Below are 15,571 nucleotides of genomic sequence, written 5' to 3' on the forward strand. Positions count from 1 at the left end.
CTATTGTCTCCGTTGAAAGACAATAAGGTAGATCGATCTAATTGTCCAGCCGCCGATGACATCGACGGGAAAGATTCACTTGGTGTATTTCGCGAGCACCACGACGGAGAAAGAGTTCATGAACTGTTCGACACGCTCGAAGCCGCCCGCGTCCTGTGCGAATACCGACAGGCTGTCGACGAGGTGCGTGAGCAGGAAGATCAGGTCTTCCTTCGGCGTGTCGCGCTTCAGCTCGCCGGTGCGGCTCGCATGCTCGACGGCGACTTCGACGGCCGCGTGGATCTCGGTCGTGAAGCCCGCGAGCGCCGCGCGCGCCTCGTCGGTCAGGACGTCGCTTTCCAGGCGAAGCCGGCCAATCAGACTCCACGGCCTGCGCGTCTTGCCGCCGGGATTGTATTTGCGGAACAGATTGCGGTTGTAGGCGACTTCCGCCTGCAGCTTCTCTCGCAGCGACAGCGTTTCGTCGAGCCAGATTTTCTTCTGTCCCGCGGTGGCGCCGGCCACGTATTCCTTCACCACTTCCTCGACGAGACTGTTCTTGTTGCCGAAGTGATAGTGGATGTTGGTGGTCGTGATGCCGAGCTCCTTCGCGATCACGCCAAACGTTGTCTTGTGATAGCCGTGCGCGATCAGGAGCTTCTTCGCCAGATCCTTGATGCTGTCGTACATCGGAGATTTTTTGGGCGCGGCGCTTGTTTTGTCGGTCTTGTCGTTCTGACTCAACGGTTCATCTCGGTGGGGATCGGACTGCCGGCTCGGCCTCGAACGAGGCGAAGCAACGGACGGGGATGCTGCGGAATTTGCGGTTGATTTTACACGACCCCCATTTGTCGAGCTCTTCGCCGCCTTCTCCGCAAACGACTGCGCGCGTTCCATTTTTCGCCTCCCGAAAATCTCGTTGCGTAGTGCCCGGAAATGATGTTAATGTCCGCTCAACGTACTTACTAGTAAGTAAGTATAAGGGAATACTCGAATGGGACATCACTGCTTCGGCAGTGAAAAAAAAGGAGGCGCGATGCAGGAACACATGGTGGTGCGCAAACACGGCGCGGTCGCGGAGATCGTCATCAATCGACCGGAGAAGATGAACGCGATCACGCCCGAGATGACGCAGACGCTCGCCGGCATCCGGCAGGACATCGAGCGTGACGAAGCGATCCGCGCGGTGCTGCTGCGCGGCGAAGGCGAGCGCGCATTCAGCGCGGGAAGCGATCTCCATTCGCTCAAGACGTATCGCACGACGTGGGAGTTTCGCGCCCGCACCGATTACGCGATGGTCGTGCGCGAATTCACCAAGCCCGTCGTCGCGGCATTGAAAGGCTGGGTGCTGGGCGGCGGCCTGGAAATGATGCTTGGCGCCGATGTCCGCGTCGCGGGACAAAGCGCCAAGTTCGGCGCGCCTGAAGTGGTGCGCGGTTGGGTCGGCGGCGGCGGTGCGTCGCAAATGCTGCCGCGCCTCATCGGCTACGGGCAGGCCATGCGCCTTCTGCTGACCGGCGACACCATCGATGCGAACGAGGCGCTCCGCATCGGCCTTGTCGAGATGGTGGTCGAGGATGCGGCCGTCGTCGAAACCGCGATGGCGCTGTGCCGCAAGATGGCCGAGTTCAGCCCGATCGCGACGCAGTCGGTCAAGGCGGCCGTGCGCGCATCGCTTTCGATGAGCGTCGAACAGGGCATTCGCTACGAGAACGAGCTGACGTCGCTGTGCTTCGCCTCGGGCAACTACGAGGAGGGCGCCAACGCATTCGGCAATCGCGCAAGCCGGAACTGATTCGCGGACAAGTACGTCACGTCGAACATAACCAGACCAAAGAGAAGCAGGAGACAGCGCCATGCAAGTCGCACATGCGCAGAACGCAGACCGCAGGAACATCCGACGCGCCGTGTTCGCGTCGACGCTCGGCACCATCATCGAATGGTACGACTATGGGCTCTATGCAGCGGCATCGGGCCTCATCATCAACAAGCTGTTCTTTCCGCAGTTGTCGTCGCTTGCGGGCACGCTCGCGGCGTTCGCGACCTTCGCGGTCGGCTTCATCATCCGGCCGGTTGGCGGCATCGTCATTTCGCATATCGGCGACAAATACGGCCGCAAACCCGCGCTCGTGTTCTGCGTGACGATCATGGGCGCGGCGACCGTCGGCCTCGGCATATTGCCGACGTGGCAGCAGGCAGGCGTGATCGCGCCGATCCTGCTCGTGCTGCTGCGCATGATGCAGGGCTTCGGCGCCGGCGCGGAACTCGCCGGCGCAATCACGCTGATCGCCGAATACACGCCGCCGAGCCGGCGCGCGTTCTTTACGTCGATTCCGAACGCGGCCACCAACTTCGGCGTGATGATCGCGATCGCGACGTTCCTGATGATCTCGTACGTGCCGGAAGACATCCTGTTCACGTGGGCGTGGCGCGTGCCGTTCATCCTGTCGCTCGGGTTGTTCGGCGTCGCGATCTACATCCGCTCGAAGCTCGATGAAACGCCCGAATACGTCGCCGCGATGGAGAAGGCGAGCGCGAAGGCCAAGGCCGAGAAAGTGCCCGTCGCGGACCTGTTTCGCAACAGCCGTCGCGAGTTGCTGTGCGGCTTCTTCGCGATGGGCGGCCATCAGGCGCTCAGCTATGTGCTCAATACGTTTGCGCTGAGCTACATGACCAACACGGTCGGCATGGCGAAGGCAGACAGCCTCGTCGTACTGATCATCGCGCTGGGCTTCTCGCTTTTCTGCGCGCCCGTCGGCGGCATGCTCGCGGACAAATACGGCAGCGGCAATGTGTTCGCCGCCGGCGCGATGATCGCGCTCGCGCTCGTGTGGCCGCTCTTCCGCGCCATCGATTCGAAGGACATCGTGCTCGCCACGATCGCGATGTGCGCGGTCTATGGAATCAGCTGGGGCTGCACCTGCGGCGCACAGGGCGCGTTCCTGTCGAATCTGTTTCCGACGCAGTACCGCTTCTCCGGCATCGCGATGTGCCGCGAGTTTTCCGGCGCGCTGATAGGCGGGCCGACGCCGTTCATCGCGACCGCGCTCGTCGCATACGCGGGCGGCAAGCCGACTTACGTGATGGTGTTCCTCGCCGTCTTCTGCCTGCTCACGCTGATCGCGGCGCTGTTCGGCAAACGCCTCTCGCGTCATCGGGACGATCAGCCCGTGTTCCAGGAATCGCATTCGGCAATCTGACGCCGATGCGGGCATCGACGCAAACACAGACAATACCGGAGTAGATGACATGCAAATTTTGACCGCCGACCAGGCTGCATCCCTGCTGAAGGATGGCGATACCTTGATGATCGGCGGATCGGGAAGCGGGCACGCCGTGCCGGAAGCGCTGATCGAGGCGCTCGAGCGGCGCTTTCTTGCGCAGGGCGAGCCGCGCCGGATCACGTCGTTTCATCCGGTCGGCCTCGGCGATCGCGGCGAACGCGGCGCATCGCGGCTCGCGCATACGGGGCTGCTCAAGCGTGTCGTATGCGGCACGCTGGTCGATTCGCCGGCGCTCGCGCAGATGGCGCTGAACAATGAAGTCGAAGCGTGGACACTGCCGCAGGGCGCGCTCTCGCAGCTCACGCGCGAGATGGCGGCGGGGCGGCCGGGGCTCGTCAGTCATGTCGGGCTGCATACCTTCGTCGATCCGCGCAATGGCGGTGGGCTTCAGGGCGCGCCGAGCGATGACGAACTCGTCAGCCTGATCGAGCTCGACGGCCGCGAGTGGCTGTTCTACAAGCCGTTCGAAGTCGATGTCGCTTTTCTGCGCGGCACGACGGCGGACGAAGACGGCAACATATCGATGGAGCATGAAGCCGTTTTCGCGGACATGCTCTCGATGGCGCAGGCGACGAAGCGCAACGGCGGTGTCGTGATCGTGCAGGTGAAGCGGCTTGCGAAGCGCGGCACCTTGCCCGCGAAGACGGTGAAGATTCCGGGCATGCTCGTCGACGCGGTCGTCGTTCAGAAGGATCAGCCGGTGACGTATCAGACGGCTTACGATCCGTCGTTTACCGGCGAAATGCGTATTCCGCTCGGCGGTTTTCCGCGCCTTCCGCTCGACGAACGCAAGATCATCGCGCGGCGTCTCGCGATGGAACTGAGCATGGGCGCGGTGTGCAACGTCGGCTCGGGCGTGTGCACGGGCATCGGGCTCGTCGCGGCGGAAGAGGACGTGCTGCATCACATCGTGCTGACGAACGAGCAAGGGCTGATCGGCGGCGCGCCCGCGGCGGGACTCGATGCCGGCGCCGCGCGCAACTACAGCGCGATCGTCGACATGCCGTATCAATTCGATTTCTACGATGGCGGCGGCATCGATATCGCGTTTCTCTCGGCGGTCGAGATCGACGCGCAGGGCAGCGTCAATATCAGCCGCTTCGCGAACAAGCTGATCGGCGTGGGCGGGTTCATCAACATCAGCCAGAACGCGCGCAAGATGGTCTTCGGCGGCACGTTCACGGCGGGCAACCTGCAAGTGTCCTGCGAAGGCGGCAAGCTGCAGATCCTGAAGGAAGGCGCGCATCGCAAGTTCGTGTCGAAGCTGCAGCAGGTGTCGTACAGCGGACCTTTCGCGCAGGAGCGCAAGCAGACGACACTCTTCGTCACCGAGCGCGCGGTGTTCCGCGCCATCGACGGCGCGCTCGAACTGATCGAGATCGCGCCGGGCGTCGATCTCGAGCGCGACGTGCTCGCGCACATGGCGTTTCGCCCCGTCATCTCGCCCGATCTCAAGCTGATGGACGAGCGACTCTTCCGTCCCGAACCGATGGGCCTCGATGCCGTGATGGCGTCGCAAGGCTGGCCGTGTCATCCGCGGCTTGCTGCGTTAGCGGGGGGCGAGCGGTGAAGCGCGAGTTGCAAGCTCTTCGAATCGATGGATCGACGCGCCTCTTCGGCATCGTCGGCAGTCCGGTGACGCAGGTGAAGACACCGCAACTGATGAACGCGCTCTTCGACGCAAGCGGCATCAATGCGACATGCCTGCCGTTCGATGTGCCCGTGAACGTGTTCGAGCCGGCCGTAGCCGGACTTCAGGCGCTCGGCAATCTCGATGGCCTGGTCGTCACCGTGCCGCACAAGGTGCGCGCGATGGCGATGGTCGACGACATGTCGGACACGGCGCGGCGCGTCGGCGCGATCAACGTGATGCGGCAGCAGCCGGATGGCACCTGGTACGGCGATATGTTCGACGGCACAGGCCTCGTGCAGGGACTGACGCGTCTCGGCTTCGAGGTTCGCGGCCAGCGCGTGAAGCAGCTCGGCGCGGGCGGTGCGGGCGCCGCGGTCGCGCACGCGCTGGCCGAGGCGGGCGCGGCGAGCATCGCGCTGAGCGATCCGCAGCGCGAGCTGTCCGAGCAGTTGTCGGCGCGACTGAACCGCTTCTATCCGGATTGCGAGGCTCGCGTCGATGTCGATCCGGCGAATGTCGCGGGCGTGGATCTGCTCATCAACTGTTCGCCGGTCGGCATGAAGCCGGGCGATGGCATGCCGGCTTCCTTTGGCGCATTTTCCGAAGCGATGCAGGTCGTCGACATCATCATGACGCCCGCCGAAACGCCGCTGCTGAAACATGCGCGGCAGTGCGGCTGTCGCGCGACCAACGGACGGCCGATGATCGAAGGGCAGCTCGCGGCGTTCGCGACGTTTTTCGGCATCGACATGCCCGCAGCGTTCCCTATCCTTTTCGACGCGCCTATCCGGACCTGACTACCATGCATATCGTTCTTCCGACCGCTTCCGGCGAGTTCGAAAACTACACGCTCAAAGGCGATCCGATCGGCGGCGCGCCGGCGGGATCGACATTCAACCGCATCGCCTATTCCGCCGCGCACGTCGTGGCCGATCCGCTTCGCAGCGGCGAACTGAATCAGCCCGCCGCACTCGACTGGGCGCGCACGATCGAATATCGGCGATATCTGATCGGCCAGGGGCTCGGCATCGCGGAGGCGATGGACACCGCGCAGCGCGGCATGGGCCTCACATGGGACACGGCGCTCGAGCTCATCGAGCGGACGATGCAGGAAACGCGCGACATGGCCGGTGCGCGGATCGCGTCGGGATGCGGCACGGATCATCTTCCCGCGCAGTCGGCCACGTCGTGCGATGACGTCATCCGCGCCTATGCGACGCAGCTCGAAGCGATTCAGCGCACGGGCAGCCGGGTGATCCTGATGGCAAGCCGCGCGCTCACCCGCGTGGCGCGAAGTCGCGATGACTATCTGCGTGTGTATGGCGAAGTGCTCGCGATGTGCGACAAGCCCGTGATCCTTCACTGGCTCGGCGACATGTTCGATCCGGAGTTGAAGGGATACTGGGGCAGCGACAATCTCGACGAAGCAGCCGACGCGTGCCTGACGGTCATCGCGGAGAACGCTGGCAAGATCGACGGCATCAAGATTTCCCTGCTCGACGATGCCCGCGAGATTGCCTTCCGGCGACGCCTGCCCGAAGGCGTCAGGATGTATACGGGCGACGATTTCAACTATCCGTCGCTCATCAAGGGCGATGCAGAAGGTTACTCGCACGCGTTGCTCGGCATCTTCGATGCGATCGCGCCGGCTGCATCGCAGGCGCTCGCGGCGCTCGCTGCAGGCGATCTCGCGCGATACGAGCGGGTTTTCGCGCCGACGGTGGCGCTCTCGCGCCACATCTTTCGCATGCCGACGCAGTACTACAAAACGGGCGTCGTCTTTCTCGCCTACCTGAACGGATTTCAGCCGCATTTCTTCATGCTCGGCGGTCACCACGGCGCACGTCCGCCGGTTTATCTCGCGGACGTGTTCCGTCTCGCCGATAAGGCCGGCCTGCTGCGCAATCCCGATCTCGCGGTTCAGCGAATGCGGCTCGTCATGCAGACGCTCGGACTTTGAACGCCGACTTTCTTGAAGGCACATTACAAGGACAGATGGAAGACATGACCCAATTACAGAACGAAGAAGCCGCCGTACAGCGCGGGCGTTTGCTCGCGCCGGGCATGTATGACCTGAACGACCTCGAGATAGGCGATCATTTCGTCACGTCGGGCATGACGTTGACGGAAGCGCATATCGTCAATTACGCGGGTGTATCGGGCGATATGTACGACATCCATCTCGACGATGTGGCCGCGCAGCAGGCGGGATTTCCCGGCCGGATCGCGCACGGACTGCTCGGCCTCGCGCTCACGGATGGTCTGAAGACGCGCTCACCGGTGCGCATGAGCGCGCTGGCGACGTTGGGATGGAACTGGTCGTTTCGGGCGCCGCTTCATATCGGCGATCGCATTCAGGTCGAAATCGAAGTCGTCGGTAAGCGGGTGACGAAGCGCATCGACCGAGGAATCGCGACGCTGAAGCTGCGCGTGCTGAATCAACTGGGGAACGTCGTGCAGGACGGGGAGACGCTGCTGTTGATGCGGAATCGGGCTTAGTTTTCTCAAATATTCGATACGCGCGACGATTGCCCATCAGCGGACGTTAACGATCATCGTTTGACCGAAGCTCGGGCGGTCGAGCCCGATGCGCGCAACCAGTTGTGTCATGACCTCCCACTCCGCACCGCCTCTGCGAGCACGAGCAACGTGCAGAATTGCAGTTCGGGTGCGCGTCACTGCGATCGCTGCGATCGCTGCTTTAACCTGGACATGCTAAAGGCTGGGTGCAGTTTCCATGTCGAGCGGCCCCACGTCCGATCAGTGCCGCAAGCGTCTTCGGACCATTCCTAAATGACAATGACGTCGCTCCGAGCGACGGAATATTAGGTCACAATCCCCGGCTAAATTGTCCCGATTCGGAATGCCAAGCGATTGCGCGATGCAATCCTCGGGACGTTAAAACGTCTACCTAAGTTGTCGTCGAAGGTGGCGCTTATCAGGGAGAGTGCTTTCGCATGTCAATGGTATTGCCAAGTCAGGCCTACGGCCTCCAGTTGAAGCCCCACCCCGCGCCCATCTCAGTATTGAGCTTCAATGGCGAGGCGCAAATTAGCGCGCTCTACAAGTTCAATATCGAATTTACGAGCCCTGTCGCCGATATTCCGATGGATCAGGTCGTTGGGCGGTCTGCGGTGTTGACCATCGCCCCCATCGATCCTCAAGAAGCTTATCTGCGGCAGATGTTCGGTGAACGATGGAAGGACTTCAGCAAGGCGCCGGAGCCTAGCGTCACGCATGGCGTCATTGACAGGTTTGAGACGCTCGGCACATCGGCCGATGAAACCCGGTATCGCGTCACCCTCGTGCCGAAGATCGCTGAATTGGCGAGAGGCCGCACATGCCGATTGTTTCAGAAGCAATCGGTCGTCGAGATCATCACCGATACGCTGCGCCACTACGATTATCGCCTCGGTGTCGATTTCGATTTCAAGAGTCTGCGCGGCACGTATAAGCGGCTCGAATACGAGACTCAGTTCTACGAGACCACGTTCTCGTTCATTCAGCGCCTCTGCGCCGAAGCGGGCATCTGGTTTCGCTTCGAGCAGAAGAGCGATCGGACGGTGATCATCTTCGGGGATGATCTGGATGCGTATGCCCGCAAGCAGCGGGTGGTTCCGTATCGCAGCCACTCGGGGCTGGAAAGCGTGGGCGCCGAATCGATCCGTTCGCTCAGGACGATCACGCAGCGCGTGCCCGAGGCGGTGCAACTGAACGACTACAACCATCGTCAGGCGGACGTCAATCTGTTGGTCGAGGAGAACACCGCGCGCGCGGACAAGACCACCGATGGTGTCGATGGGACGTGGGGCGAGCATTACGAAACGCTGGAGGAAGGTCGCCAGATCGCGCGTCTGCGCCATGAAGCGCACATCGCCACCCAGATCAGCTATCGCGCTCGGGGCAATCCGTTCTCGCTCGAAGTGGGCGAGGTGATCCGGCTGGACGTGAATCCCAAGGATGCGCCCAACGGCCTGCTCGTTACGTCGATGCGTTGCGGCGGCGGCCGGGGCGTGTCGTACTGGAACACTTTCCGGGCGATCCCGGCGGATCGCAAGTGGCGCACGAGCATCGACGTGATCGAGCGTCCCAAGGCCGAAGGCATCTGGCCGGCCAGGGTGGATTCTCCCGGCAACTATCACTATGGCTATCTGGATGAAAAGGGACGGTATGTCGTCAAGATGCCGTTCGATCTGGACGAGTGGAGTCCGGGGGGCGCGAGCCGTCCTATTCGTATGGCCAAGCCTTATGCGGGGGCGGACTACGGTCATCACATGCCGTTGATCCACGGCACGGAGGTGGCGCTCATCCGATATCGCCGACAGTCGCGACTACGCGAGCCGGCTGGCCGCCAGCCTCGGTGAGCAATGGTCGGGTTTCGGCCGGCTCTTCGAAGCGCCGCTCGAGCAGACCTGGCAGGTGGTCGTGCAGCCCGCGTCATCGAGCCTGAACGAGATCTGGCGCACGTCGATTCTGGCGGACTGGAACCGCGCGTTTGGCGGACGCTATCCGTTCGCGGATTCCGACAACGACGCGTCGCTGCCCGACATGGCGCGCTTCATGCGAATGGATAACGGTGTCATCGCTCAGTTTGTGGCGACGGAACTGGCGGGCGTGGTCAAGCGTCAAGGTGATCAGTGGGTCGCGGCGCAGGGATCCGACCAGGGCACGCTGACGCTCGATCCCGCGTTCCTCGCTGCGCTGAACAAGCTGACGCGTGTATCGACCGCGCTGTTCCCCTCGGGCGACGCCCGCGTGCGCTTCGAGCTACGCGGCGCGCCCACACCGGGCATCACGGACATGAAGCTGGTGTCATCGGGACAGCAGCTTCATTACTTCAATCAGATGGAACAGTGGGTGCCGTTCGAATGGCCAGGCCAGGCGCTGGATAACGACGCGCAGCTTCAATGGGAAACGGAGGAAGGCGGCCTGCGCTCGACGATGTACGCGCAAGGCCGCTTTGCGCTCATCCGTCTGATGGAGCGCGCCAAGGTCTCGCAGCAGGACAACGCGCGCTACGTGTTGTCGTGGACGCCCGACCAGGGCGTGGGTCCGGCGCTTTCGGTGCAACTGCGCGCTGAAAGCGGCGCGGGGCCGCTCGATGTGCTGGCGCTGCGCCACTTCACGCTGCCGACGCACATCTTCATGACAAAGTCCGTTGCTGAGAGAGGTTCGGGCCCGAACCCGCCGCCTTTACCGCCAGGCGCGTTCTCAGCGGCGCAGAAAGTTGGCGTGCCGCTGCCGGGAGGTCGATGATGCTGGCCGGATTGCTCAAGAAACTTCTCCCGTCTCAGGACGCCGAGCAGCTCACTAGAGCGCGTCTCGATGCATGGAACGCGTGGCTCACGCCGTTGTCTGGCGAGAACGGCGTCGGCCGCGATCCCGGCTATGAAGATGCCTTCTTCGAAGTGAAGGACGAAGCGGGCAAGCTCTCGAATATCGACGACGCGTCGATCGTTCGCGCATGCGAGCAGTTGACCACGGAAGTCGGCAAGGATCTGCGCGTGGCGGGTTTCTATGCCTTCGCGCGTCTGCGCCAGGATGGGCCAGCAGGCTTTGCCGATGGGCTCGAACTGACGGCCGCGCTGGTAGACCGGTTCGGCGAGTCGGTGCATCCATCCCGTGCCGAAGCCAGGAAGGGCGCGCTCGAGATGCTGGCGACCGCGCGCATCCTCGATCTGCTCGACGCCCGTGGCGCGTTCGCCCCCGCCGATCTTGAACGCGCGATCGCCGCGCTCGATGTGATCGTCGGGCGCACCAACGCATGGGCGCAAGGCGCGCGTCCGAACCTGCAGGCGCTCGTCGCGCGCTTTGAGCGCCACGACGACGCCATACAAAGCGCCGAACCGAGCGCGAGCGCGCCGATTCCCGCAAGCTCGTCGCTGCCGTCATCCGGTCCGATAGTCTCCGCACGCGATCTGCTCGACCAGGCACGCACGATGGCCGCATGGCTGCGCGATCAGGAAAACGGCTATCTGCCGGCGGCGCGTCTGGTGCGCAGCATCCGCTGGGACACGCTGCACGAAGTGCCGCCGGGGGATGCGAGCGGGCGCACGCGGATCGAGCCGCCACGCAGCGAAATCCGCCAGCATTTCAAGCGGCTCGTGCTGCAGAAACAGTGGAACGAACTGCTCGAACGCGTCGAAGGCGCGTTCATGGAGGGCGTCAACCACCTGTGGTTCGACCTGCAGTATTTCCAGCACGTCGCGCTAGATAACGTGGGCGCGCCCTACAACGCATGGCGCGATCTGCTGCGCGCCGACTTCGCGCTCTTTCTCGAACGGCTGCCGGGCATCGAGCGGCTCGCGTTCAACGACGGCACTCCGTTCGCCGACGACGCCACGCTCGAATGGATCGCCCGCCACGCCGTGGTGCGCGATCTGGAAGCGGGCGAGAGCGTGGCGTCGCTGCCGGTATCCGCGGATGCCGATGAGCACGCGGCAGGCGACTGGCCCGAAATCGAAGCGCAAGCGCGCGATCTGTCGTCACGCGAAGGCATCGAAGCGGCGTTTGCGTGGCTCGATGCGTTACCGGGCATGAAGACCGAACGCCATCGATATCTGCAACGCCTGGTGATGGCGCGCGTCGCCGACTCGGCGGGCCGTGCGGATACCGCGCTCGCGCTGCTCGCCGAATTGGACGCCGCGTCGCACTCGCTGCCGCTCACGCGCTGGGAACCGGCGCTGGTCTTCGAAGTAAAGCAGCAATTGATGCGCGCGCTCAAAACGCAAACCACGCGCAAAGACGCCGACAAAATCGCTCTGGGCTCGCGCATCAACGAATTGCGCAACGAACTGACCGTGCTCGATCCCGCCCGCGCGCTGACGCTTTCATAACAAGGCAATGAAGAACCCCTACGTAATCGACGGCGATCTGAACGCCGATGTCGACAGCCGTTACGACGATCCGGTGCTCGGCTACTACGAAGCCGAGATGCGCTATCTGCGCGAGTCCGGGCGCGAATTCGCCCGCGCGCATCCGGACCGTGCGCGCATGCTCAATCTGGACCGCGTCGGTGACCGCGATCCGTATGTCGAGCGGCTCTACGAAGGCTTCGCGTTCCTGACCGGCCGTCTGCAGCAGAAGCTCGACGACGAACTGCCCGAGTTGACCGAAGGCCTCGTCAGCCTCTTGTGGCCGCACTATCTGCGGATGATTCCGTCGTTGTCGGTCGTGGAGCTGATTCCGCTCGGCGAGAAGATGCAGAGCACGATTCTCGTCCCCGCGGGCGTGGCTGTACGGTCCGCGCCGATTCCGGTCCCGAAGGACGGCGGTGAAGGCATCACGCCCGAGACGGTGCAGTGCCTCTATCGCACGACGCAGGCCGTGACGCTTCAGCCGATCCAGATCGCGCGCGCCGGCCCCGCCGTGCGGCACGACGGCAAATCGGTCATTCGCATCGCGTTCGAGCTGGATCGTTCGACGCGTCGGGCGGAAACGGATCTGTCCCGCATCCGCCTTCACTTGAGCGCGGAACTTCCGACGGCTTTCGCGATGCATCTGGCGCTTACCCGCCATGTCGAATCGGTCGAATGGCGCGTGCCGGAAATACGCGATGGCGAGGCGCGCGCTCTCTCGGGCGTCACGCTCGAAGCAGCGGGTTTCTCGCCGGAAGAACGCCTGTGGCCGAAGGCGGACGCCGCGTTTTCCGGCTATCAACTGCTGCTCGAATACTTCACGTTCCGCGAGAAGTTCCTCTTCGTCGATATCTGCGGATTCGATCTCAATCAGCTTCCCGAAGCATCGACGCAATTCGAACTGGAGTTCGTGCTCAAGAAGGCGTATCCGGCAGACCAGCGTTTCACGAAGGACAACGTGCGCCTGTTCTGTTCGCCGGTCATCAATCTGTTTCAACTCGACGCGGAAACCGTCACGATCGATCATCACGAGACCGAGTATCGCGTGGTGCCGGCAGGCTATCAGGGCGGGCACGTCGAAACGTATTCCGTCGACGCGGTAGAGTCGTTCGATCACCTTACCTCGGAGCGCTACGAGTACGTGCCGTTCGCGACCTTTCGGCATCGCGGCGGGATGCTGCGGCACGAGTCGCCCGAGCGGTATTTCCATACGCGGGTGCGCGCGGGGCTGGATGGTCTGCATGAAACGTGGCTGATCTTGGGCGGCAACGCATGGGAGTCGATGGCGGATCTGCCCGAGGAAAGCCTGTCGCTGCGCGTGACCGGCACCAACGGGCTGCTGCCGCGCAAGGGCCTGCGCGAAGCACGTCTGGACGAACTCGCCGAGAGTACGCCGAACGTCGGTGGCGTGCGCAATCTCGTGGCGCCCACGTTACCGCTCTATCCGCCCACGGGCGACCGCTTTCAATGGCGCGTGCTTTCGCATCTCGCGCCGAACTTCCTGTCGATGATGAACGCAGAAGTGCTGCGTGGCGCCCTCGCGCTCTACGACTGGACCAACGACGAGTTGAATCGAAGGCGGCTGGCGGGCATCCTGCATGTGTCGGAGGAATTGCTCGAAGAGATCACGGGCGGCGCGGTCGAGCGCGGCGTGCTGGTCGAAGTCACGCTGGATTCGCAAGCGTTCTCGGGCGAAGGCGATGTGATGTTGTTCGGGGAGCTGCTGCATCGCTTCTTCGAGCTGTATGCAGAGGTGAACCTCTTCACGAAGCTCGCGCTGGTGACGCTGCCATCGAAGGCGCGCATCGAATGGCCGCGCAGCAAGACGCATCGGGCGCCGCTATGAAGCCGCGCGATTTTCCGAATGTCGAGCCGCTGGTCGCGGCGTTGCTCGCACGCGCCCCGCGCATGAACTTCATGCAGTTGTGCCGGCTGTTCGAAGCGAGCGCGCCGGATCGTCCCGGTTTCGGTGAACGCGATACGCCCGCGCACGAGCCGGTGCGTTTCCGGTCGCGCGCGCGCATGGGTTTTCCCGCTGGCGAAATCGCTGCCGTCGAGTTCGATGACCTCGATGACGGCGGATACGGCGAACCGCTGCCGCCGACGATCCGCACGACCTTCATGGGCCTGTACGGCGTAGACGCGGTGATGCCGACGCACTACCTCGACGACATCGCCATGCGCGAGGAAGGGCACGAAGCCGTCGAAGCGTTTCTGGACCAGTTCAATCACCGGTTCGTGACGCTGTTGTATCGCGCGTGGAAGAAGTACCGCTATCCGGAGACCTTCCGGCACGGCGGCGCCGATCCGTACTCAAGGAACCTGCTGTGTCTCGCCGGCTTCGGCTGGGGCAATAAACCCGCGCGTGCGGGCTTGCCCGACTCCCGCATGCTCGCGCTTCTTGGTCTGCTCATTCAGCGCACGCGCACGCCGGAAGGGCTGGCGGGCGTGATCGCTTTGGGTGCGCCGGGCGTGGATGTGCGCGTCGACGAATTCTGGCCCGTGGCGAGGCGCGCGGGACAAGGCCAGCCGCTAAGCGCGAAAGCGATGATGGAAGGCAAGCCACGCGGGTTGGGCGGCGGCTACGTGCTCGGCAAGCGCGTGCATTACCGCAGTCGCGCGGTGCGCGTGACGCTGCGTCCGACGAACGCGCAACAGGCGCACGACTTGTTGCCTGGTGCGTGGCTCCATCGCGATTTGATGGCGCTGGCGCGGCTCTATATCGGCACGAAGGCGGACGTGCATCTGCGCATGCAGATGTCCTCGCGATTCACGCCCGAGCCAATGGTGGGCAAAGCGCGTGCGCCCGTATCGCCGCGTCTGGGCTGGACGGTGGTGCTGCCCGTTCGGCAGGAACGCGAGATCACGGTCGAGTTGGGCGTCTGCGAAGCGTTTCCGGCACCGCAGCCGAACCCGTACCTCGAACCGCATGCCGCATGAGAGGCCGAATGATGTCGAAACCGAATCAAATGGCCTGCGCGGTGTTGCTCATTCTCGGGCTGTCAGGCTGCGGCCTCTGGCAGGCGACCTCCGACGGAGCCACGAGCGCTTATCAAGCGATGACCGACTGGCGCGTGAAAGCGGTCGACGTCGACATGCGCGCCCGTGCCGACCTGAATCCGGACGCTTCGGGCCATCCGCATCCGGTGGCGGTGCGCGTCTATCAGTTGAAGGATCGCGCGCGCTTCGACAGCGCGTCGTTCAACGAGCTCCTCCACCACGACCGCAGCGTGCTTGGGCGCGATCTGCAAGCGAGCGTGTCTGCCGTGGTCAATCCCGGCGCATCGGCGAGCGTGTCGCAGCCGATGCAAAAGGAGACCGCGTTCATCGCGATTGCCGCGTTCTATCGGAACGCCGATCAGGCGGGCGGCTGGAAGCAGGTCATCGCGGCCAGGAAGCTCCCTGACGACGCGCCGGTAAAGCTGACGCTGGCGGACAGCAAGCTCGATATGGAAAGCAAGGCGAAGGCGGGCAAGAAATGACGCGCGGCAGCGTCTGTCGTCGGCATCGTAGCTAAAGGGCGGTCGCGACAAAAGACCGATGGCTTCAAACATCAAACCGAATCGAAATCGACAATAACCAGCAATGCGGCACAACAGATTGAACGAATTACGCGGCGATGGCCTCGTCGCCCGCGCGACCCGAAGCGTGAACTCGGCGCTCTTTTTCATCGGCGCGCTTACGCTCGCCGGCTGCGGCGCATGGCAGGCCACCAAGGACAGCACGGTAAGCGCAGCCGAATGGCTCTTCACCACGCAAGTCAAGTCGATGAACGTCGAACTGAACGGTCGCGCCGCGTTGAACGAGAACGCGACCGG

11 protein-coding genes and 3 pseudogenes are annotated in these 15,571 nt (G+C 63.3%); 13 read left to right on the forward strand and 1 reads right to left on the reverse strand.

Annotated features, from left to right (window positions below; all coding sequences use genetic code 11):
• Positions 1-75: 75 nt before the first annotated feature.
• Positions 76-669 carry a TetR/AcrR family transcriptional regulator gene (locus NCS67_RS14430; protein WP_033536083.1) on the reverse strand — a complete coding sequence of 198 codons (594 nt, stop codon included), beginning with the start codon at positions 667-669 and terminating at the stop codon, positions 76-78.
• A 346-nt stretch (positions 670-1,015) separates the two neighbouring features.
• Between NCS67_RS14430 and NCS67_RS14435 the strand changes: the two genes are divergently transcribed.
• The 13 genes and pseudogenes from NCS67_RS14435 to NCS67_RS14495 form a co-directional block, all read left to right on the forward strand.
• Complete coding sequence (locus tag NCS67_RS14435; protein ID WP_008353925.1) at positions 1,016-1,774, forward strand: enoyl-CoA hydratase/isomerase family protein; 759 nt, start codon at positions 1,016-1,018, stop codon at positions 1,772-1,774.
• 61 nt (positions 1,775-1,835) lie between these two features.
• Complete coding sequence (locus tag NCS67_RS14440; RefSeq protein ID WP_250435512.1) at positions 1,836-3,179, forward strand: MFS transporter; 1,344 nt, start codon at positions 1,836-1,838, stop codon at positions 3,177-3,179.
• A gap of 49 nt (positions 3,180-3,228) precedes the next feature.
• Positions 3,229-4,833: an acyl CoA:acetate/3-ketoacid CoA transferase gene (locus tag NCS67_RS14445; RefSeq protein WP_250435513.1), complete on the forward strand. Its 1,605-nt coding sequence runs from the start codon at positions 3,229-3,231 to the stop codon at positions 4,831-4,833.
• A gap of 8 nt (positions 4,834-4,841) precedes the next feature.
• Entirely contained in the window at positions 4,842-5,693 is an 852-nt protein-coding gene (locus NCS67_RS14450; protein WP_250435514.1) for a shikimate dehydrogenase family protein, read from the forward strand.
• A 5-nt stretch (positions 5,694-5,698) separates the two neighbouring features.
• Positions 5,699-6,856 (forward strand): dihydrodipicolinate synthase family protein, encoded by a 1,158-nt coding sequence (locus tag NCS67_RS14455; RefSeq protein WP_250435515.1) that lies wholly within the window; start codon positions 5,699-5,701, stop codon positions 6,854-6,856.
• Between the two features lie 44 nt (positions 6,857-6,900).
• On the forward strand, positions 6,901-7,395 hold the full coding sequence (locus NCS67_RS14460) for a MaoC family dehydratase (RefSeq protein ID WP_250435516.1): 495 nt from the start codon (positions 6,901-6,903) through the stop codon (positions 7,393-7,395).
• A gap of 458 nt (positions 7,396-7,853) precedes the next feature.
• Positions 7,854-9,206, forward strand: a pseudogene (locus NCS67_RS14465) (type VI secretion system Vgr family protein); the annotation flags it as partial.
• Positions 9,199-10,152 (forward strand): annotated as a pseudogene (locus NCS67_RS14470) (type VI secretion IcmF C-terminal domain-containing protein); the annotation flags it as partial. The pseudogenes NCS67_RS14465 and NCS67_RS14470, both read left to right, overlap by 8 nt.
• Entirely contained in the window at positions 10,149-11,732 is a 1,584-nt protein-coding gene (gene tssA / locus NCS67_RS14475) for a type VI secretion system protein TssA (RefSeq protein ID WP_250435517.1), read from the forward strand. The pseudogene NCS67_RS14470 and the gene tssA, both read left to right, overlap by 4 nt.
• Positions 11,733-11,739: 7 nt before the next feature.
• Positions 11,740-13,599: a type VI secretion system baseplate subunit TssF gene (gene tssF / locus NCS67_RS14480; protein ID WP_250435518.1), complete on the forward strand. Its 1,860-nt coding sequence runs from the start codon at positions 11,740-11,742 to the stop codon at positions 13,597-13,599.
• Positions 13,563-14,693, forward strand: a complete 1,131-nt coding sequence (tssG, locus tag NCS67_RS14485) for a type VI secretion system baseplate subunit TssG (protein ID WP_008353912.1) — start codon at positions 13,563-13,565, stop codon at positions 14,691-14,693. The genes tssF and tssG overlap by 37 nt, the downstream gene beginning before the upstream one ends.
• 8 nt (positions 14,694-14,701) lie before the next feature.
• A complete protein-coding gene (tssJ, locus tag NCS67_RS14490; RefSeq protein WP_175983084.1) occupies positions 14,702-15,235 on the forward strand; it encodes a type VI secretion system lipoprotein TssJ in 534 nt (177 codons plus the stop codon).
• Positions 15,236-15,353: 118 nt separating this feature from the next.
• Positions 15,354-15,571: pseudogene (locus NCS67_RS14495) on the forward strand (type VI secretion system lipoprotein TssJ); the annotation flags it as partial.

Origin of the sequence: Caballeronia sp. ATUFL_F2_KS9A, assembly GCF_023630765.1 — a bacterium.
Lineage (GTDB): Bacteria > Pseudomonadota > Gammaproteobacteria > Burkholderiales > Burkholderiaceae > Caballeronia > Caballeronia zhejiangensis.